The following is a 19,779-nucleotide window of genomic DNA, read 5'->3' on the forward strand; positions in this document are numbered from 1 at the left end:
CGGCCGCCGCCGGTGAGCGGCCGCGGCAGGGCGTACGCCCGCCGCCGGAGCACGGCCGCCGCCGGTAAACGGCCGCGGCAGGGCGGACCCCCGCCGCCGCATGTACCGCCGCCTTGGAAGGACGAGTGCTCAGCCGGCCGCTGTCGTTCGGACCGCCACGACCGCGTCGAGGAGCGCGTGAGCGGTGTCGTCTTTCGACCCGGATGCCGTCGCCACGACCTCGCCGTCACGCCCGACGATCGTGAGGGCGTTGTCGGCGGTCTCGAATCCCCGCGTCCAGCCGACCGCGTTCGCCGCGAGCAGGTCGACGCCCTTGCGCGCCGCCTTCGCGCGGGCCCTCTCCCGCAGCTCGTCGTCGTCGACCACGGTCTCGGCCGCGAAGCCGACGATGGTCTGCCCGTCTCGTCGGCGGGCGACGAGGCCCGCGACGATGTCGCGGTTCTCGACGAGTTCCAGCGTGAGCCCGCCGGGAGAGTCCTGCTTGCGGAGCTTGTTCTCGGCCACCGCGGCCACCGAATAGTCGGCGACCGCCGCGGCCATGACGATGACGTCGGCGTCGGGGGCCGTGGCATCCATCGCTCTTCCGAGCTCCTCGGCGGTGCCCGCGGCGATGACCTCGACCCGCGGATCGGGTCGCACGTCGGCATCGAGGTGCGCGGCGACGAGGGTGACACGGGCACCGCGGTCGGCGGCGGCGCGGGCGATGGCGACGCCCTGACGTCCGCTCGACCGGTTGCCGAGGTAGCGCACCGGGTCGATGGGCTCGCGGGTGCCGCCCGCGCTCACCACGATCGAGAGGCCGTCGAGATCGCGCGGACGTTCGACGAGGGCGAGGGCCGCGGCGACGATCTCCTCGGGCTCCGACATGCGCCCGGGGCCCGAGTCGCCGCCGGTCAGAACGCCGTCGGCCGGTCCGACCACGTGCACCCCGCGGGCGCGGAGCACCGCCATGTTGTGCACCGTGGCCGGATGCCGCCACATCTCGGTGTGCATCGCGGGGACGACGACCACCGGCGCGGTCGTGGCGAGCAGGGTCGTGCCCAGCAGATCGGATGCCAAGCCCGCCGTCATCGCGGCGAGGGTGTTGGCGGTCGCGGGGGCCACGATGACGAGGTCGGCGGACTGGCCGAGAGACACGTGCCGCACCCGCGCGACGTCGTCGTGCACCGAGGTCGTGACGGGATTGCGGCTCAGCGCCTCCCACGTCGGCAGACCGACAAAGCGCAGGGCGTCGTCGGTGGGGACGACATGCACGTCGTGTCCGGCTTTCACCAGCAGTCGCACGAGGTTGACGGTCTTGTAGGCGGCGATGCCCCCGGTCACTCCCACCACGACGAACATCACCCCAGTCTTCCAGGTGCCCGGCTCGCGCGGGGCGCGGTCGGGCAGGGGCTGTCGCCGCACCGTCCGGCGCCCCGAGCGACACGACGGAGCCTCGGGTCGGTGGCCGGCCGGCCACCCCGGCAGCCGGCGGCGCGGGTAGCGTGGACGGAATGTGCACGGTCGTGATCGACGTCCCACAGGCCGCGGGTGAGCCGGTTCGCCTCCTCGCCGTCCGCGACGAGGAGCGCGACCGCCCGTGGCGCGGACTCGGGCCGTGGTGGCCGGAGCGCGGCGGCATCCTGGGTGTGCGCGACGATCGCGCGGGCGGCGCGTGGCTCGCCGTCGACCCGGATGCGGGGCGCCTGGCGGTGCTGCTCAACCGTGAGGATCTCTCGGATCGCTCCGATGCCGAGGTGGTCAGTCGCGGCAGCATCCCGCTCGACGCCGTGGGAGGCGGCATCCCGGGTCGTCCACGCACGCGCGGCTTCAATCTCGTCGAGGTGGATGCCGACGGCGCGCAGCTCGTGGAGTGGGACGGTCTCACGGCCCGGCGCACGCGCATCGCCCCCGGCAGCCACATGGTCGCCCACCACGCGATCGACGATCCCGCCACGCCGCGGATCGGGCGGTGGCTGGACGCCTTCCGCCGCGCGGGCGTCGCCGACGGCGCCGACTGGTGGATGCCATGGCTCGATGTCGTCGCCCGCGCGACGAGCGATCCGTCGGCGTCGGTGCTGCGGCGTGACGCGCACGACGGTCACGTGCTCGAGTCGCTGCTGGTATGCGCGGCCACCGTCGGCGCGGACGGAATCGACGTGCGCCAGGCGACGCCCGCCGAACCCGGCCGGTGGGATGAGGGACTGATCGCGGGGCTGCGCCGTGGCCTCACCGACACCGACGTCACCCGCTCATCAGCCGACCGGCCGATCGCGGCGCAGGAGGCTAGGCGCATCCCGCCTCTGTAGCGCGGGGGCAGAGCGGGCTCCGCGACCCCCCCCGGCGGGGTTATAGAGGGCTTCTCCGGCACCGACCTCGACGCGCCGCTGCCAGGCTCATCATCGACCCCAACGAGAACGCGGCGGGGGTGGGGCTTCACCTGCGCACCGCCTGCTCCGCGCCGACGTCACGCCGGGGAGCCGCGGCGGCGGCTCCCCGGCTTCGGATCAGGTTTCCTTCACGGCACTTCCCCGCATGGTGTGCCGACCGGAGCCGTCATCCCTTCAGCCCCGAATGGGCGAGCCCCTCGACGAACTGTCGCTGCGCGATGAGGAAGACGACGAGCACGGGAACGACCGTCATGGTCGCCGCGGCGAGCTGTACGTTCCACATATCGCCGCCGTACGCGTCGGTGAAGCGGGTGAGGGCCTGCGGAAGAGTGAAGAGCTCGGGCGAGGTGAGGTAGACCGTGGGTTCGAGGTACAGGTTCCACGAACTCAGAAACGTCAGGATCGCGACGGCCGAGAGGGCGGGCCCCGCGAGCGGCAGGGCGATACGCCACCAGATCGAAGGTCGGCCCAGACCGTCGAGGCGCGCGGCCTCCTCCAACTCGACCGGAAGGGTGAGGAAGAACTGGCGCATGATGAAGGTCGCCAGCACGCACGGGCCGGCCAATGCGGTGACCAGGATGAGCGGCCAATGGGTGTTGATCATGCCCCACCCCTTGAACATCTGGAAGAGCGGCACGATCGTCACCTCGCTGGGAACGAGGAGTCCCACCAGGACGACGAGGAACAGCACATTGCTGCCGGCGAAGCGGATGCGGGCGAAGGCATAACCGGCGAGGCTCGACACGACCATCGTGATGGCCGTGACCACGATCGCGATGTACACGCTGTTGACGTACTGCCGGGCGAACGGCTGGAACGAGAACGCCTCGACGTAGGCGGCCCAGGTCGGTCGGGCAGCCAGCAGCGTGGGCGGAGTCTGGAAGATCTCGTTCAACGGCTTGAACGACGACGCGATCATCCACACCGTGGGAACGACGAACGGAACGGCCAGCACGCAGAGGGCGATGTAGAGGACGACGCGACGGACGAGGGACGCCGCGCGGCGCTGATCAGTTCTCATAGAACACCCACTTCTTGCGCAGCTGCCACTGCAGCAGGGTCAGAAGGAGGACGAAGGACAGCAGCATCAGCGCCAGCGTCGAGCCGTAGCCGATGTCGTTGAAGGCGAATGCCTGTTGGTAGACGTAGTAGACCAGAACGGTCGTGGACAGGCCCGGACCGCCCTCGGTGAGGACGGCGATCTGGGCGAAAGCCTGGAGTGCCCCGACGATCGTGATGATCGCCGTCAGCAGCAGCGTCGGCGAGATCAACGGCAGGGTGATGCGGAAGAAGATCGTGTGTGACGAAGCGGCGTCGATGCGCGCGGCCTCGTAGAGCTCGCCGGGGACTCCCTGGAGCGCGGCGAGGAACAGGATCATGTTGATGCCGACACTGCGCACCACCTGGGTGACGACGACGGCCAGCATGGCGGTCGACCCCTGCTGCAGCCAGTTCGTGCCGGGGATGCCGATGGCCTCGAGCACCCCGTTGATGCCACCGTTGTCCTGCAGCAGGAACCCCCACACGAGGGTCCACGCGACGACGGATACGACAACGGGGGAGAAGAACAGCGTCCGGAACAGGGTGACGCCGCGGAACCGGCGGTTCAGCAGCACCGCCAGCAGCAGGCCGAGTCCGATGTTGAGCACGACCACGCCACCGGAGAAGATCGCCGTGGCCGACAGCACCCCCGGGAGCTGTGGGTCGCTCAGAACCGCGGCGTAGTGCTCGCCGCCGATGAACTGCATCTTCCCGGTGAAGACGTTCCAGTCGTTCATGCTGTAGAAGACGCCGAGTCCCACGGGGACGATGACGAACACGAGCACGCCGATCACCTGCGGCAAGATGAAGAGATAACCGGTCAGGGCATCGCGGCGGGCCGCGGTCCAGAAAACGGTTGATGTGCGCGGGCCCCGCGGGGCGACGTCGACGGACGTCGCCCCGCGGGTGTCGACCAGGGTGGGTGCGGTCATTTGCTCAGCAGGGGATTGATGGCGTCGCACACCGAGGACAGTACGGCGGGGACATCGGCGTCGGGCGTCCACATGGCATCCAGAGCCGTCTTGACCTTCTGCGCGATCTCGGCGGGCCGGGTGTGGTTGGGAAGCGGCACGGCGCTCGGCAGCTGGTCGACGACGACCTGTTGCAGCTGCGGGGCGGTGAGCTTGGGGTTGTTGGCGGCGAGCTTCTCGCCCGTGAGCAGCGATTGGCGCGGCGGCGGGAAGAACTGGGCGAGCTGCTCTGCGTTCTCGGGGTTGGTCAGGTACGCCAAGAAGTCCGTGGCCTCCTGCACGTGGGGGCTGGACTGCAGAACACCGACCCCGGCCTGACCGAAGACGGAGTACTCGCCGACCGGGCCCGCGGGCAGCGGGTGGACCGAGTACGAGAACGAGCCGTCCAGGAGAGCGGCGCGAGAGACCTGCGCGATGGTGAACGCGGAGTCGCCGGCGAAGAAGTCCGCCTTGGCTCCGGGGCCCGGCATCGATGTCTTCTCGAACGCCGCGTCGTGGAGGAACGCGAAGGCGTCCGCCATCTTCTCGGAGTCGAACCCGCACTGCGTCCCCTCGGCGTTCCACGCCTCGGCGCCCCAGCCGGTCCAGACGGTGGCGAGGACGTTCCACCCCGAGTAGTCGAAGTCTCGGATGACGAATCCCGCCTTGCCCGTGGCGGCGTGCACGGCGGAACCGATCTCCGACACCTCGTCCCAGGTGGGGTTCGACGTCAGCGTCTGCCCGGCCTGCGCGAGCACATCCTCGTTCACGTACAGGGCGAAAGGCGAGTTCGAGAACGGGTAGGCATACAGCTGGTCGCCGTCGCTGAACTGACCGACGACGCTCTGCAGGAGGTCGTCGTAGTCCCAGCCCTCGGTGCTCTTCAACGTCTCGGTGAGCGGGACGAGCGCCCCGGCCGTGATGAGATCGCGTGACAGGTCGCCCATCCACGCCAGATCGGGGGCGTTCCCGCCGGCGATCTGCGTCGTGAGTGTGGTGTTGTAATCGGCGAACGGAAGGCTTTCGAAGGTGATGGTGCCGATCTCGGCGTGATCCTTCTTGTATGCGTCGGCTATTCCATCGAACAAGGCCAATTGCGCCTCGTTCGACGTCCAGACCGTCATGCGCAGATCGACGCTTCCCGGAGCCGCCGTGGTTCGGACCGGGGTCGGATCCCCGGCGCTGCTGCAACCGGCGACGACGCCGAGCGTGGCGATGACGGCCACGGTGCCGAGCAGCTTCCTTGCTGTGTTCATCATTCTTCTTTCTTCAGTATCCGGAGATGTCCGGCCAGTGGATCTCCACCCCGGCGGCGGTGAGTCGGCTCTGCAGCCGCTGTGTCCACTCGGGGTCGGAGACGATCTCTTGGGGGGTGACCTGGTGCTCGAGGCACAAGGCCGCGAGTTCACCGGCGGATTCGCCGATGTTCCACTCCACGGGGTGCAGGCGGTACGCCCCGTTCGTGATGTGCGTGGTGCCGATGTTCTTCGCGGCGGGCAGGAGGTTGGACATGCGCACGGGGACGAGCGCCCCCAGGGGAATCTCGAACGGCGCGCATTCCACGTCGATGTAGTTGTCGCCGCCGGTCGAGGGGTGCAGGTCGATGCGGTACATGCCCACCCCCACCGAGTCGGGGAACGTCGCGGGTGCGGCGCTCCCGCGCACGGCGACCGAGATGTCCTGTTCGCGCACCGTACGCATCGCTGTGATACGCCGGGATTCGCGAATGTACGGGGCCTGCGCGAACCCGTCAGCCGTGCCCGTGACATCACCGCGCGGTCGCAGGCCGGGCCAGCCCCGACCCCCGTCGGGGCGCGGCGCTTCGGTCTGCAGCCAATACAGGTACGAGAGAGACTGCGCCTTGGCTTCGGCGAGGTGCCGTTCGCGATCGGGCGTGTCGATGATCGAGCCGCCGAGGTAGTCGAGCTGCGGCCAGTTGGCGAGCACGATGTCGCTGTCGTAGGCGCCCTCGATGAAGTTCTCGCGCGCGATGATCCGCCGGAACTCCCACAGGTCGCGATCACCGGCGTCGACGCGCGGATCCGCATCTTCTCCGCTCCGGGCCGACCGGGGCGGGTTCACGAGCAGGGTTCGCTCCTCGGGGGCGAGGGTGCGCGGATTCGGAGCGATGAACGACAACATCGGAGCGCCCCAGAATTCGGGTTCCACTGCCCGCCATCGGTCGTAGTCGACCGGGCGAGGGATGGTGTGATCGCCCGGGACGTGATCGAACACGAAGCACCACGAGATCGCCTGCACGTTCTGGGGGTCGGCGGTCTCCGGTGCGCTCGGCTCACCCGTGTCGCTTCGGGCCTCGGCGCCGACGACGTACTCCGTGCCGGTGAGGGGGAGCAGATCACCGGTCTCGGTGGCATCCAGGATCATGGACGCCTCGATGACCAGCTCGTCGTCGCCGCCGACCTCGCGCACGGTCACACTCTCGACGCGACTGCCGGTCACCACCGCGTCGGTGGGCGTATATGGCTGCAACACTGTCAGCCTGCCCGCGGAGAGGTGCGGAGCAAGCATCGCGGTGAGCACCGCGACGGCGACGGTGGGTTCGTGGCAGAGCTTGCTGACACGACCCAGACCCGGGTTCAGCGCGGGATCGGCGCGGGCGGCATGCGTGAGCGGGTAATTGTCGCGGTAGTACCGACGGATCGCATCGCGCAGAGCGCGGTAGCTCGCGGTGATCCCGAACTGCTCGACCCAGATGTGCTCGTCAGGCGGCACCGCCTGCGAGGTGAGCTGCCCGCCGAGCCAGGGATACTCTTCGGTCAGGACGACGCTGTTGCCGCGACGCAGGGCCGCCAGCGCGGCGGCCACACCGCCGAGGCCGCCGCCGATGACCGCGATGTCGGCGTGCACAGTGCGCGCGGTCATCGCTCGGACGCCGGGGACGCGAGGGTGTCGCCAGGCTCGACGGTGCCGGAAAGCAATTGCTGGACCTCGATCGCGGACCATTCATCGGCGGGAAGATGGATGAGCGACTGCACCAGATCGAGGGCGGCGGCGGCGACGCGCGTGCGGGGAATGTGGAAGCCACTGAGCGTGCGACCGGCGACCACGTGCCCGCGCACTTCGCCGAGCGCGGCGAGTGAGACGTCATCAGGGACGGAGAGTCCGCTGCGGTGCAGTGCGTGCGCCAGGTCCTCGGCGAGGAAGGTGTCTTCGGCGAAGAACACCGTCGCGTCGCCGGCCTGCGCGCGGGCGACCAGCGGGGCGAGGTCATCGCGGGCGACCGCCTCCGGGATCTGGATGCCGAGCGTGGCCGCAGAGGAAGCGATCTGGGCGCGGCGGTCGCGAGCGGCGGGCGAATCGGTATCGCGGTGGACGTAGAGTCCGCGTCGGTGGCCGCGGGCGTAGGCCTGGTCCACGAGCCCGGCCGTCATGCTCGCGTAGTCGATACCGACGTACGGCACACGCGCTGCCGTCTCGTCACGGCGTCCGACCGCGACGAACGGGAACCCTTCATCGACGAGCCGCTCCAGATCGCCGCCGTCCATGCTCTGGCCGAGCAGGACGCATCCGTCGGCCAGACGGAGGCGCGTCTGCCGGTGGAACAACCGTCGGCGCCCCTCTTCGACGGGTGAGCTCGTGAAGAACAGCAGGTCGCACTGGGCTTCCTCGGCGGCTCGCTCGAGTCCGGTCAAGAGCGGACCGTAGAAATCCATGCTTTCGGGGGACAGGGCCGGTTCATAGGTGAAGATCCCGATGATCTTGTTGTCGAGCCCGGCGAGGCGTCGTGCCGCGGGATCGGCGACATAGGTCGATTGCTCGATGGCCCGTTTCACACGCTCGCGTGTGGCGTCGGGGATGCGGACGTTCGTACCGTCGCGGTCGTTCAGGACCATCGACACGGTCGTCTGGCTCACCCCGGCGAGTTGGGCGATCTCCTTCTGCGTGACCTTGCGCGTCTTCGGTGACATGCGATGCCTATCTGCTCTGATAATGCCTATTAGCACTGGATGCCGCCACGCTAATACGTATCTGCAACCGGCGCAAGTCGTTCTTGACTCCGTTGTCTGGCCGCGGGAGACTCTCTGATCAACGGCTGCTAATGCGTATTAGCGGCCAGCCCGCATTCAACGGTGAAGGAGCCGCGATGACGCCCGCACGCACACCCCACATCTCGCGACGAGGATTCCTCGGTGCGACCGTCGCAGCGGGAGTTCTTCTCGTAGCCGACCCCACGCCCATTCGCGCGCATGCGGCGGCGGGAGACGTCACTCTGGCGGCGGGCGGCATCAGCGTCGTGGCGAGCGTCGGCGGCCGCATCGCCATCCGCAATGCAGGCGGCGTCGTTCGCTCTCAGGGCTCGAGATTCCAGATCAAGGACTCCGAGGCCGGAGCCGTGATCTCCACCGGCGGCAGTCCGTCGCTGATCACCCTGACCGATGGGACACCGGCGATTCGCATGGACTATTCCTTCCCCGCGACGGCCGGGGCGGTGAGCGTATATGCCCTCATCACGGTGACCACGCAGCGGGCGCACCTCGAGTGGCATGTGAGCGGCCCGTCGACTCTGCGACCTGAGGGGTTCTCGTTCAGCCGAGCGATCCAGTCCGCCACCGAGCCCGAACGCTTCGTGCCGGTGAGTTCCTGGGTGCGCGACGCGGGAGGCGGCATCCCGTACGAGGCGCCCGTCGGTGTCGCGTACGCCTCGTCGTGGGGCGACGAGCACGGCATGTTCCTGCTCGAGCGCTCGCGGCAGTCGTGGACGAACACGAGCTGGATCCACGCGCCGGCACAGTCCCAGCCCGACGGAACGTATCTGACCACCGCCGACTTCTTCTTCGGCGCGACGCGTCCTTCGGCGACCGCCGTGATCGGAACCGGCGAGAAACTCGGCGTGGAGATCTGGACCGACCGCGACTTCAATCTCTGTGATGCCGGTGGGCAGCAGATCACTGTCACGGCACTCGTGGCCAATGGCGACACAGCCCCCCAGACGGTGTCGCTGCGCTGCTGGGTTCGTGATTTCGACGGGGTCGTCCTTTTCGACGAGACAGTTCCGATCGCGGTCGGTGCCCGAACGGCCGTCCAGCACTCGTTCACGCTGCTGTCGCCGGATCAGGGCATCGTGACCACGGAGGTGTCGGCGACGGTGGGACCGGATGAGGCCTTCGCGCGCACGACGATCGCGACGCTCCCGGCTTTCGCCTACACGGCGGGACAGGACAGCATGTTCGGCATCGCGAACTACCCGTGGCTGCAAGTGCCCTCGGCGACGGCTCTACTGGACCTCTGGCAGCGTGTGGGGATCTCGTGGGTTCGCATCGCGTACGACGGCGGGCCGGGGCTGCCCCCCGCCGCGTACGACGCCCGGGGGATGTTCCACAACATCGAGCTGCAGCCGTCTCTGACCGTCAGCGACGCGGATGCCGAGGCGTGGGCCGAGGCCAACCTCGCTGTCGCCGTGAACGCCGGAGCGCGCTACTTCGAGGTCGGCAACGAGCTGAACCGTCCGTTCAACACCGGTCAGGCCGCACAGGCGTACATCGACAAGGCCCTCCGACCCGTCGTCGATCGGGCTCGTCAGCTGACGAACCCGCCGAAGATCCTCAACAACGGCCTCGCGGGCATGGACAAGCCGTGGGTGGAGAACTTTCACGCTGCGGGCGGCTGGGAGCTCATCGACGGGTTCGCGTACCACCCGGGACGTGGAAACTTCACCCCTGACTACATCCCTGGTGGGCAATCCTGGGAAGCGGGTGCGAACGGGAAGTACTGGAACTTCGGTGGCGGTCTCCGCGACATCCTTGCGCTCATGGAGCAGTACGGTCCCAAGGAGATCTGGCTGACCGAGGCGTATGCGTGCACGCGTCCGAACGCGTGGTGGAACGACACGTATCGTCACGCAGCGGAGAACGTCCTGCTCACTCTGGTGATGGCCAAAGCGGCGGGCGTGCGCGCGGTGTGCTGGTATCAGTTCCACGACAGCGTGCGGGGGATGCCGCAGGTGGCGAACGCCGAGAACGTGGAGTATCACTTCGGACTGATGAACCGGGACATCAGCGCCAAGCCCTCGCTCCTGGCGTACGCGACAGCCGCTCGTGTCCTCGATGAGGCGGTCTTCCTGCGTCACCTGAGCTTCCCCGACGAGCAGATCAAGGGTGAATTGTTCGCCACTCCCACCGGGCAGACCGCGGTCATCTGGGCGCGCCACGACGGCTATATCCTCAACGCCAACCACGACCCCGCCACAGATTACTTCCCCGCGCCCGAGGTCTGGGTGGACCCCTGGCCGACCAAGACCAACCTCTCCCTTCCGGCTGCGGGGGCGAGCGTGGAGGAGATCGATGTGATCGGTCGCGGGCGCGTGCTCTCGGCATCCGGTGGGGAGGTGTCCGTCGTCGTGGACGGGGCGCCGCGCATCTTCCGAGGTGTCAGCTTCCCCGCCGCGACCTGATCGGCCCGTCGATCCGCTTCTCTCAGCACGGTCGAAACGGTGTAGCCGCCGTGATCGTGGTGGCGAGCGCCGAGGCGGTCGTGCGCAAGGTCGGCGGGCGCGCGTGCGGGTCGACGCGCGAAGCCGTCGGACCTGAACCTGGGCGGGCGGCGCCGGGCTGCGCCGCGGTCTCCTCGATTCGGGTGCCGACGTCGCGGGCCCGCCAACCGATCCGCCGATCGCGGCGCAGTAGGCTGGACGCACCCCGCCTCCGTAGCTCAGGGGATAGAGCGCCGCACTCCTAACGCGGGCGTCGCAGGTTCGAATCCTGTCGGGGGCACCAGATCCGCCGCGTCCGGCGTCGAGCGATGGCCGCGGCGGGACCGGCACAGTGCCCGTGCGTGCCCTTCGGCCTGCGCACCGGCACCCCGCGGGCGGTGCCCGATCGGCCATCACCCGCCCGCACTCCGCGGCCGTCACGTGACGGGTGCCGATGTGCCGGAACACGTGCTCGCGGGGGTGTTTCGCGTTCGTTTCTTGGCGGGGGCGAGCACGCACCAGGTTCTGGGGCGGGAGGGCCGGGTGTTTCGGCTCCGTTTCGGAGGAGTAAAAGTCGATAGTGAAAGGTGATCGAAACAATCACATTCGTCGTAGTCTCATGAACATTCCACTCGGTAATCGATCGACCAGGAGACGAACAGTTCATGTCAGAGGCAGGGCGCAGCACCCGCGAGACGGTTCTTGCGACGATCGACGCCCGGTTCGACGGCTCGGTCCAGCTGCTGCGCGACATGATCGACGTCCCGAGCGTCGGACCGTGGTTCGGGGAGCCCGCCGAAGTCTCGGGCGAAGGGCGCATCCAAGCCCTCCTCCGGGCGCGACTGGAGGCACTGGGCGCTGAGATCGACGAGTGGGAACCCTCGGCGCTCGACCTCGCCCACCACGCGGGCGGCCCCGGGTACTTCGCCGACCGTGACTTCACGGGGCGTCCCAACCTCGTCGCGACGCTCGCGCCCACCTCCCCGGCGGCGGCTCCCGACGCGGGTGCGCTCATGTTCCTCGGACACTGCGACGTCGTCCCCGGCGGGACGGGATGGACCGCGGCCGAGCCGTTCCGCAGCACTCTGGCGGACGGACGCGTCTACGGCCGCGGGGCCTGCGACATGAAGGGCGGCATGGCTGCCGCGCTCGCCGCGATCGAAGCCGTCCAGACCTGCGGTGTCGCCCTGACCCACCCCGTGTCGTTCGCCTCCGTCACCGAGGAGGAGACCGGCGGGATGGGAACCCTCGCCCTCGTCGACCGCGGGTACCGCCCCGGGATCGGCATCGTGATCCCCGAGCCGACCAGCCTCGCCGTCGCCCCGCTGTGCCGCGGCATCCTGTGGGGCGAGATCACGATCCCCGGTCGCAGCGGCCACATCGAGATCGAGCAGCCCGGCTGGCGCGAGGGCGGCGCGGTCGACGCGATCGCCTACGGACGCCGCCTTCTCGACGCGATCGACGAGATGAACACGGCGTGGAGCACGCTGCCGACGAAGACCCACCGGTACATGCCGCTGCCGTGCCAGATGAATGTCGCGGTCATCGACGCCGGAACCTACCCCAGCGCATGGGCCAGCTCGTTCACCATCCGCTTCGACATCCAGTACCTCCCCGCCGAGCTCGACGAGCGCGGGGGAGGGGGGCTCGTCCGCGCGCAGATCGAGCGCCTCCTCGCCGACTTCGTCGGGGACGACGACTGGCTCACCGCGCACCCTCCCGTGCTGACCTGGTTGGTCGACGCGGACTGCGGCGAGACCGCCGACACCGAGGCCGTCGTGACCTCGCCCCTGCGCGCGCTCCGCGCGCTCGGCGTGGAGCCCGTCATCCAGGGCGTCACCGCGCACACCGACATGGGACTGCCGATCAAGGCGGGAGTGCCCTCGGTCACCTTCGGCCCCGGACAGCTGTCGATCGCGCACCAGCCCGACGAATTCCTCGACCTCGAGGAGTACCGCACGGCGATCCGCGCGATGGCGCTCATGATCCTCGACCTGTGCACCGACGCCGACCCGGACGGCGAGGACGAGGCATGATCGGCGTCGACGACCTCTCGGTCGATCTCGTGGACCGCGGGGTGAGCGGCATCCGTTCCATCAGCGCGACGCCCAGCGAGGCCGACCGCACCCTGCTGGTGCGCGCGGACTCCGGCGACGTCGTCGTCAAAGAGTTCCCGGCAGACAGCACGGCTGCGCGCATGCAGGTCGAGCTGTTGAACGCCGTCGCGGCGGGAGCGCCCGCCCTCCCCGTGCCCCGAGTGATCGCCGACGCGCGCACCGGCTCGGACCTCGACGCGACCGGGACCGTGTTCGTCTCGACCCTGCTTGCGGGCCGGCCGCTCGAAGACGCCACCGTGACGGAGAGCCTGGTCGACGAGATCGCCGACGCGCAGGCCCTGCTGCTGTCCGCGCTCGCAGCGGTCGACGCGGGCTCCGCCGGAGTGCCGCCGACGAACGAGTGGGCGATCGACGCGATCCGCCGGCACCGAGCGCTCTTCGCCACGCACCTGGATGCCGACGAGCTCCGCCGCGCCGAGCAGGTGTTCCACGCCTACACGGCGATCGAGCCCGCCGTCGCGGCCTTGCCCCGGCAGGTGCTCCACGCCGACTTCAACCTCTCGAACCTCCTCGTCACGGACGGTTCGCTGACGGGGATCATCGACTTCGGCGACGCGATCGAGGCGCCCCGCGTCTTCGACGTCGCCGTGACCTGCGCGTACCTGGCCATGCACCTCGGGTCTCTCACGCACCCTCTCGTCGAGCGCTACCTCGACCGGATCGCCGGTGCCGCGGAATTGGGCACCGCCGAGCTCGCCCTCGTGCCGACGCTTGCGCTCTGCCGCGTCGTCATCGTGCTCGCGCTCGGACGCGAGACGGCGACGCGGTGGCCCGACCGCGCCGCCTACCAGCGGCGGTACGACTCCCTCGCCGCGCGGGTTCTCGCGGACGCCGATGTCTCCGTCTCCCCGCCCCATCAGCCGCCAACGAAAGTGCCACCAGTGACGACGACCACGCCCGCCGGCGAACAGATGATCAACAGGTTCGACCCCGCCCGTGCGGCGGGTCTCTCGGAGGCGGACCAGGTGCTGCTCGCGCGTCGCCGCGCGACGCTCGGCGACATCTACCCCCTGTTCTACGACAAGCCCGTGCACGTGGTGCGCGGCAGTGGGGCCCGACTCATCGACGCCGACGGGATCGAGTACCTCGACGCGTACAACAACGTCCCCGCCGTCGGGCACGCCAACCCGCGCGTCGCCGAGGCGGTGTACCGCCAGCTGACCCGTATGAACACCCACACCCGCTACCTGCAGGACGGCGTCGTCGACTACGCCGAGCGCTTCCTCGCCACGTACCCGGCCGCCCTCGACCACGTCATCTTCACCAACTCCGGGTCGGAGGCCAACGACCTCGCCCTCGCGATCGCCGCGTGGCGCACCGGTCGCACCGGCGTCATCGTCACACGCGTCGCCTACCACGGCACGACCACGGTCCTGGCCGGGGTCTCGCCCGAGAACGGCCCCTCGATGCCCCTCGCCCCTTACGTCCGCGTCGTCGACGCGCCTGACACCCTGGTCCACGGCGACCGCGCCGGCGCCGTCTTCGCCGACGCCGTCTCGGCAGCGATCGCCGACCTCGACGCCGCGGGCTTGGGCGTACGGGCACTGCTCATCGACACGATCATGTCGACCGACGGCATCTACCCGGGCCCGTGCGGCATGCTCGCCGACGCGTTCGCGCGGGTGCAGGCGGCCGGCGGCCTCGTCATCGCCGATGAAGTGCAGCCGGGCATGGGACGTCTCGGGGAGCACATGTGGGGCTTTCAGCGGCACACCGACACGGTCGACATGGTGACGTGCGGCAAGCCGCTCGCCGGAGGCCTGCCGATCGGCAGCCTCGTCCTCTCGCGAGAGCTGTCCGACGACTACGCCCGCGAACACCGCTACTTCAACACGTTCGGCGGCAACCCGGCCTCGATCGCGGCCGCCACGGCGGTCCTCGACGAGATCGAGGACCGCGGACTCCTCGGCAGCGCCCTCCAGGTCGGAGGCCTGCTGCGCGACGGGATCGCCGTGGCGAGCCGCGACAGCGCCCTCGTCGCCGACGTGCGCGGTGTCGGTCTCTTCGTCGGCGTGGAGATGTCGGCCACCGACGACCGCTCCGCCCGCGAGGTCGCGCGCGCAATGGTCAACGGACTCCGCGACCGCAACGTGCTCATCTCCGCCGTCGGCATCGACGGGCAGGTGCTCAAGGTGCGCCCGCCCCTGGTGTTCACCGCTGACGACACCACGGAGTTCCTGTCCGTCTACGCCGACGTCCTCTCGGACGTCGAGAAGAAGGGAGTCGCGCGATGAGCGACGAAGTCCTCACCATCACCGATCTCGGCAAGAACTTCGGTGCCGTCACCGCGCTGCGCGACGTCAACCTCACCGTCCACGCCGGTGAGATCGTGGCCCTCCTCGGTGACAACGGCGCGGGCAAGTCGACGTTGATGAACATCATCTGCGGCTCGCAGCCCGCCGACGCGGGGTCGATCAAGGTCAAGGGCGGAGAACTCACCTCCCTCGCCGACGCCCGGCGTCTCGGCGTGGGCGTGGTCTACCAGGACCTGGCCCTCGCACCCGACCTGAGCGTGGCCGAGAACCTCTTCCTGGGCAACGAGATCGTGCGCACGGTCGGTCCGTTGCGCATCGTCGACCGCCCCGCGATGCGGTCGGCCGCGAAGAAGGCCATCGAACACCTCGGCATCTCGACACTGAGGGACGTGCGGCTGCCGGTCCTGAGCCTCTCGGGAGGTCAGCGCCAGGTTCTGGCCGTCGCCCGCGCGATGAAGTGGGCCGAGAACGTCATCCTGCTCGACGAACCCACCGCCGCCCTCGGACCAAAGCAGGTCGGCATGGTGCTCGACTCGATCAAACGCGCCGCCGATCACGGTCTGGGCGTGATCCTCGTCTCCCACGACATCCCGAGCGTCCTCAAGCTCGCGGACCGCGTCGTGGTCCTGCGCCACGGCACGATCGTGGCCGACGTCCCGCCCGCGGGACTCTCCGTTTCCGATGTCGTCACCGTCATGGTGGGGGAGGACTGACCATGAGCGAGGCAACCAAAGCCGCGCTGACCGCCGCGGACTCGACGACGGCGTCCGCGGGCTCCGCGAAGCACGGCATCGCGCGCGTGCTGTCGAACCGAGCCGTCCAGATCATCCTCGTCGAGGTCGTGATCATCGCGATCTTCCAGACGCTCTCGCCCGGGGGTGCGTTCCTGAGCGAAGCCAACATCCGCGGCATGATGCTCACCGCGTCGCAGGTCCTGCTGCTGGCCATCGGCCAGGCGATCCTGATGTCGGCGGGCCAGATCGACATCTCGCAGGGTGCCGCCGTGATCCTGGCATCCGTCATCTCGGGTCAGTTGATGATCGCCCTCGCCGACAGTGCACCCGTGCCGCTCGTGCTTCTGCTCGGGGTCGTGACCGCGATCCTCGTGGGGGTCATCATCGGTGTGGTCAACGGCGTCATGGTCGGGGTCGTCCGCGTCAACGCGCTCGTCGCGACCCTCGGCATGCTCTCGGTCGCCACGGGTGTCGCGCAGGTGGTCACCGGAGGCGTGAACCTCTTCGGGATGCCGAAGGAGCTGCAGACCTCATTCGGTGCGGTGTCGTTCGGCTTCCTGCCGTTGCCGATGCTCGTGAGCCTGCTCATCATCACCGTCATCTGGTTCCTCTTCCGCTTCACGCCGTGGGGGACGCACACCCTCGCGATGGGGTCGAACAGCCTCGCGGCGCGGCGCGTCGGCATCCAGACGCTGCGCAACACGATCGCGATCTTCGTCCTGTCGTCGGCCCTCGCCGGTGTCGCGGGGTTCATCGACCTCGCCCGCTACTCCACGACCAACATCTCGGGCCACCTCAACGACTCGCTCGCCGCCATCGCCGCGGCGCTGATCGGCGGCACGGCCTTGACGGGCGGCCGGATCAGCTTCCTCGGCGCGATCGTCGGCGCGTTCCTCGCGATCATCCTCCAGTCGGGACTCGTGATCGTGAACCTCTCGCCCTTCTACCAGACCATCGCGATCGGAGTCATGCTCCTGGTCGCGGTCAGCTTGGACCGCTCCAGCCGCGCCGCCGCCAAACGCACACAGTGACGGCCAGCGCCCAAGCACCCTGCTCCACCCTGCCCCACCCCTTCATACGCTCCACCCGTTCGTTTCCGCCCCATCAGGCTCACGAGGAGAAAAAGTCCATGTCTCACAGCATCCGCACGCGCGCCCGTTACGCGCTCGGCACCGGAGCACTGCTCATCACGACCGCGATCGTCGCGGGATGTTCGTCGCCCGCCGCGAGCAGCCCCGCGGGCTCCGGCGGCTCCAGCGACATCACCGTTGCGATGGTGACGCCCGAGAGCACCGGAGAGTTCTACGGCGCCATGTACTGCGGCGCGAAGGCCGCCGCCGCGGAGCAGGGCATCACCCTGAACATCCAGGGCTCGCCCGGCGTCTCGACCGAGGAGGTCATGCAGGTGCTGCAGTCGGTGCTCGCCACCGACCCCGACGGTCTGCTGCTCACCGTCTGGGACAACAACGCCTTCAACTCGACCCTCGAGCCCTACACCGCCGCGGGCCACCCGCTCGTCATGCCGGACTCGTTCCTGTCGGACGACAACTTCGTCCAGAGCATCCGCACCGACAACTACCAGTCCTCGTACGACGCCGCCGTCCAGGCGCTGGAGGACTTCAAGATCACGTCAGGCAAGGTGCTGATCGTCACCGACGCGCCCGGCAACGCGGTGCAGTCGTCGCGTGCCGAGGGCTTCCGCGACGCGATCGCCGACAAGAGCGACCTCGACGTGCTCGAGTTCCAGTACGTCGGCGGCGACTCGGCCAAGGCCTCGCAGGCGGTCTCGTCGGCGCTCGCGGCGAACCCCGACATCAGCGTCGTCTTCACGACGAACATCGGTGCGGGCACGGGTGCCGCCAACGGCATCAGCACCGCCGGTTCCGACGCGAAGCTCATCGGCTTCGACACGGCCTCCTCGCAGGTCCAGGAGCTGCGCGACGGCGCGTACGACGCGCTCATCGGTCAAAGCCCTTACCAGATGGGTTACGAGTCCACGACGCTGATCTCGAAGATCCTGAAGGACGAGGAGTCGGCCACCGACGTCACCGAGAAGGTGAAGTGGTCGCCCTGGGCCCTCGTGACGGCCGAGAACGTCGACAGCTCCGAGATCGCTCCGTACCTGTACTCGAGCACCTGCAGCTGATCCACCCCTCCCCGGGGATCCGGCCGACGAGTCTCTCGTGGCCGGGTCCCCGGCCCCTTCCCCAGACAGGACGAGAGATGACGCCAGTCCCCGCCGCGCTCCCCGGCATCGCCGCGGTGCGAGCCGACCTGCGCGCCGGTCGGACCACCTGCGTCGCCCTCGCCGACGCCGCGCTGGCCCGCTCGTCCGCCCTCCGCGATCTCGGCGCCCTCGCGGTCATCGACCCCGCGCTGCGCGAGAACGCGAGCGCGCGAGACGCCGAGCTTGCGCGCGGCGTCGACCGCGGTCCCCTGCACGGGGTGCCCTACACCGTCAAGGCGAGCTTCGCCGTCGCGGGTCTGCCGAACACCGCCGGCTCGCCGGCCTTCGCCGACCTCCGTGCCACCACCGACGCCGTCGTCGTCGAGCGCCTGCGCGCAGCGGGCGCCCTTCTCGTCGGCACGACCACGATGCCGCCCATGGCGATCGGGGGCGGGCAGGCCGGCCTCTACGGTCGTACCCGCAGTCCGTACTCCCCGCACTGGCTGGCCGCCGCCTGGCACTCGGGGTCATCGATCGGCTCGGGGGTCGCCGTCGCCGCCGGTCTGTGCGCGTTCGGCATCGGCGAGGAGACGGTGTCGTCCGGGCGCTCTCCCGCCTCGAACAACGCGCTCGTCGCCTACACGCCGTCCTGGGGCATCGTGCCGAGCGCGGGCAATTGGCCCCTGCATCCCTACCGCGACGTCGTGGTGCCGCACACCCTCGACGTCTCCGACCTGCGCGACGTGCTGGCCGTCATCGCGGGCCCGGACGAGCGCGATGTGTGGCAGCGACAGGATGCCGTCGACGTCTCGCCCGCGGCGGGCATCGCCGAGCGGCTGCGGCACGCGACGCCCGCGAGCGGCACCGCGCACGGCATCCGGCTCGGCGTCCCTCGCCTGTACCTCGGTGAGGACGACGGCGATGTCGCCGCGATCCCGCTGCGCCCCTCGATCCGGGCGCTCTGGGACGACGCCGCCGCACGGCTGGCGGAGGCGGGCGTCGAGATCGTCGCGGTCGACTTCCCCCTCGTCGAGGCGTACGAGCAGCGCTCCGCCTCGCGTCCGTCGCTGCGCGACGAGGGCCTACTGTCCGACGAGTGGACGCGCTTCGAACTCTCCGATCTGCTGACCACCGCCTGGCAGGAGCACCTGGACGCGTTCGGCGACGGCCGTCGCCTGCGCGACGTCGACCCCGCGCAGCTGCGACCGACGCCCCCCGGCGCCCTCGACGACATGGCGGGCGACCCGCATCCCGGTCGCGACAGCTTCGACTTCGCCGCCGTCCTCCGCGCCGACCCCCTGCCGGCGGGGCACGCCGCCGAGATCGCGCGCCCCGCTCTGCGCGGATTCGTCGAGGCGCGCGAGCGCTTCTTCGACGCGTGGATGGCAGATCGCGGAGTCGACGCCGTCGTCTTTCCCGCCAACAGCGACATCGGCCGCTGGGAGAGCGATGTCGACCTCGCCGCCGCGACCGCGTCGTGGGCCGACGGGACGCTGTTCTCGTCGATGAACCACGTGCTCCGCCGCGTCGGACTACCCAGCGTCACTCTGCCGATGGGGATCATGGCCGACACCGGGATGCCGGTGGGCCTGACAGTCGTCGCCCCGGCGTACGACGATGAACGCCTGCTCGATGTCGCGCAGCTCGTCGAGGCGATCCTCCCTGCCCGCGTCCCGCCGCCGCTCGCCCCCGTCCCGCTCCACCGATGAACCCGAC

The 19,779-nt window shown here is 69.5% G+C and carries 14 protein-coding genes and 1 tRNA gene; 9 read left to right on the plus strand and 6 right to left on the minus strand.

What is annotated here, in order from left to right; genetic code table 11:
- Positions 1-129 precede the first annotated feature (129 nt).
- On the minus strand, positions 130-1,341 hold the full coding sequence (gene coaBC, locus QE410_RS05195; RefSeq protein WP_307328806.1) for a bifunctional phosphopantothenoylcysteine decarboxylase/phosphopantothenate--cysteine ligase CoaBC: 1,212 nt from the start codon (positions 1,339-1,341) through the stop codon (positions 130-132).
- A 152-nt stretch (positions 1,342-1,493) separates the two neighbouring features.
- On the opposite strand from coaBC, the gene QE410_RS05200 reads away from it, so the two are divergent.
- Positions 1,494-2,288, plus strand: a complete 795-nt coding sequence (locus QE410_RS05200; protein ID WP_307328809.1) for an NRDE family protein — start codon at positions 1,494-1,496, stop codon at positions 2,286-2,288.
- A 247-nt stretch (positions 2,289-2,535) separates the two neighbouring features.
- Here QE410_RS05200 and QE410_RS05205 read toward each other — a convergent pair whose 3' ends face one another.
- Genes QE410_RS05205 through QE410_RS05225 form a run of 5 tightly spaced genes read right to left on the minus strand, consistent with a single transcriptional unit; the run spans position 2,536 to position 8,289 of the window.
- Positions 2,536-3,390 (minus strand): carbohydrate ABC transporter permease, encoded by an 855-nt coding sequence (locus tag QE410_RS05205; RefSeq protein WP_307328812.1) that lies wholly within the window; start codon positions 3,388-3,390, stop codon positions 2,536-2,538.
- Complete coding sequence (locus tag QE410_RS05210) at positions 3,380-4,342, minus strand: carbohydrate ABC transporter permease (RefSeq protein WP_307328814.1); 963 nt, start codon at positions 4,340-4,342, stop codon at positions 3,380-3,382. Before QE410_RS05210 ends, QE410_RS05205 begins: the two co-directional genes overlap by 11 nt.
- Positions 4,339-5,619: an ABC transporter substrate-binding protein gene (locus QE410_RS05215; RefSeq protein WP_307328817.1), complete on the minus strand. Its 1,281-nt coding sequence runs from the start codon at positions 5,617-5,619 to the stop codon at positions 4,339-4,341. Before QE410_RS05215 ends, QE410_RS05210 begins: the two co-directional genes overlap by 4 nt.
- Before the next feature lie 10 nt (positions 5,620-5,629).
- Positions 5,630-7,243 carry an FAD-dependent oxidoreductase gene (locus QE410_RS05220; RefSeq protein ID WP_307328820.1) on the minus strand — a complete coding sequence of 538 codons (1,614 nt, stop codon included), beginning with the start codon at positions 7,241-7,243 and terminating at the stop codon, positions 5,630-5,632.
- Complete coding sequence (locus QE410_RS05225) at positions 7,240-8,289, minus strand: LacI family DNA-binding transcriptional regulator (protein ID WP_307328823.1); 1,050 nt, start codon at positions 8,287-8,289, stop codon at positions 7,240-7,242. The genes QE410_RS05220 and QE410_RS05225 overlap by 4 nt, the downstream gene beginning before the upstream one ends.
- Before the next feature lie 176 nt (positions 8,290-8,465).
- On the opposite strand from QE410_RS05225, the gene QE410_RS05230 reads away from it, so the two are divergent.
- The 8 genes from QE410_RS05230 (at position 8,466) to QE410_RS05265 (ending at position 19,772) form a co-directional block, all read left to right on the plus strand.
- Positions 8,466-10,772: a hypothetical protein gene (locus QE410_RS05230; protein WP_307328826.1), complete on the plus strand. Its 2,307-nt coding sequence runs from the start codon at positions 8,466-8,468 to the stop codon at positions 10,770-10,772.
- Positions 10,773-11,018: 246 nt separating this feature from the next.
- Positions 11,019-11,094 (plus strand) — tRNA-Arg (locus tag QE410_RS05235).
- A gap of 361 nt (positions 11,095-11,455) precedes the next feature.
- A complete protein-coding gene (locus tag QE410_RS05240) occupies positions 11,456-12,826 on the plus strand; it encodes a M20 family metallopeptidase (protein ID WP_307328828.1) in 1,371 nt (456 codons plus the stop codon).
- The gene (locus QE410_RS05245; protein WP_307328831.1) at positions 12,823-15,141 is read left to right on the plus strand and encodes an aminotransferase class III-fold pyridoxal phosphate-dependent enzyme; all 2,319 of its coding nucleotides are present in this window, start codon (positions 12,823-12,825) and stop codon (positions 15,139-15,141) included. Before QE410_RS05240 ends, QE410_RS05245 begins: the two co-directional genes overlap by 4 nt.
- Positions 15,138-15,875 carry an ATP-binding cassette domain-containing protein gene (locus QE410_RS05250; RefSeq protein WP_307328834.1) on the plus strand — a complete coding sequence of 246 codons (738 nt, stop codon included), beginning with the start codon at positions 15,138-15,140 and terminating at the stop codon, positions 15,873-15,875. Before QE410_RS05245 ends, QE410_RS05250 begins: the two co-directional genes overlap by 4 nt.
- A 2-nt stretch (positions 15,876-15,877) precedes the next feature.
- Entirely contained in the window at positions 15,878-16,927 is a 1,050-nt protein-coding gene (locus QE410_RS05255; RefSeq protein WP_307328837.1) for an ABC transporter permease, read from the plus strand.
- A 98-nt stretch (positions 16,928-17,025) separates the two neighbouring features.
- Positions 17,026-18,042 carry a substrate-binding domain-containing protein gene (locus QE410_RS05260; protein WP_307328840.1) on the plus strand — a complete coding sequence of 339 codons (1,017 nt, stop codon included), beginning with the start codon at positions 17,026-17,028 and terminating at the stop codon, positions 18,040-18,042.
- A gap of 77 nt (positions 18,043-18,119) precedes the next feature.
- Positions 18,120-19,772, plus strand: a complete 1,653-nt coding sequence (locus QE410_RS05265) for an amidase family protein (protein WP_307328842.1) — start codon at positions 18,120-18,122, stop codon at positions 19,770-19,772.
- Positions 19,773-19,779: the final 7 nt, after the last annotated feature.

This window comes from Microbacterium sp. SORGH_AS_1204, assembly GCF_030818935.1.
GTDB lineage: Bacteria > Actinomycetota > Actinomycetes > Actinomycetales > Microbacteriaceae > Microbacterium.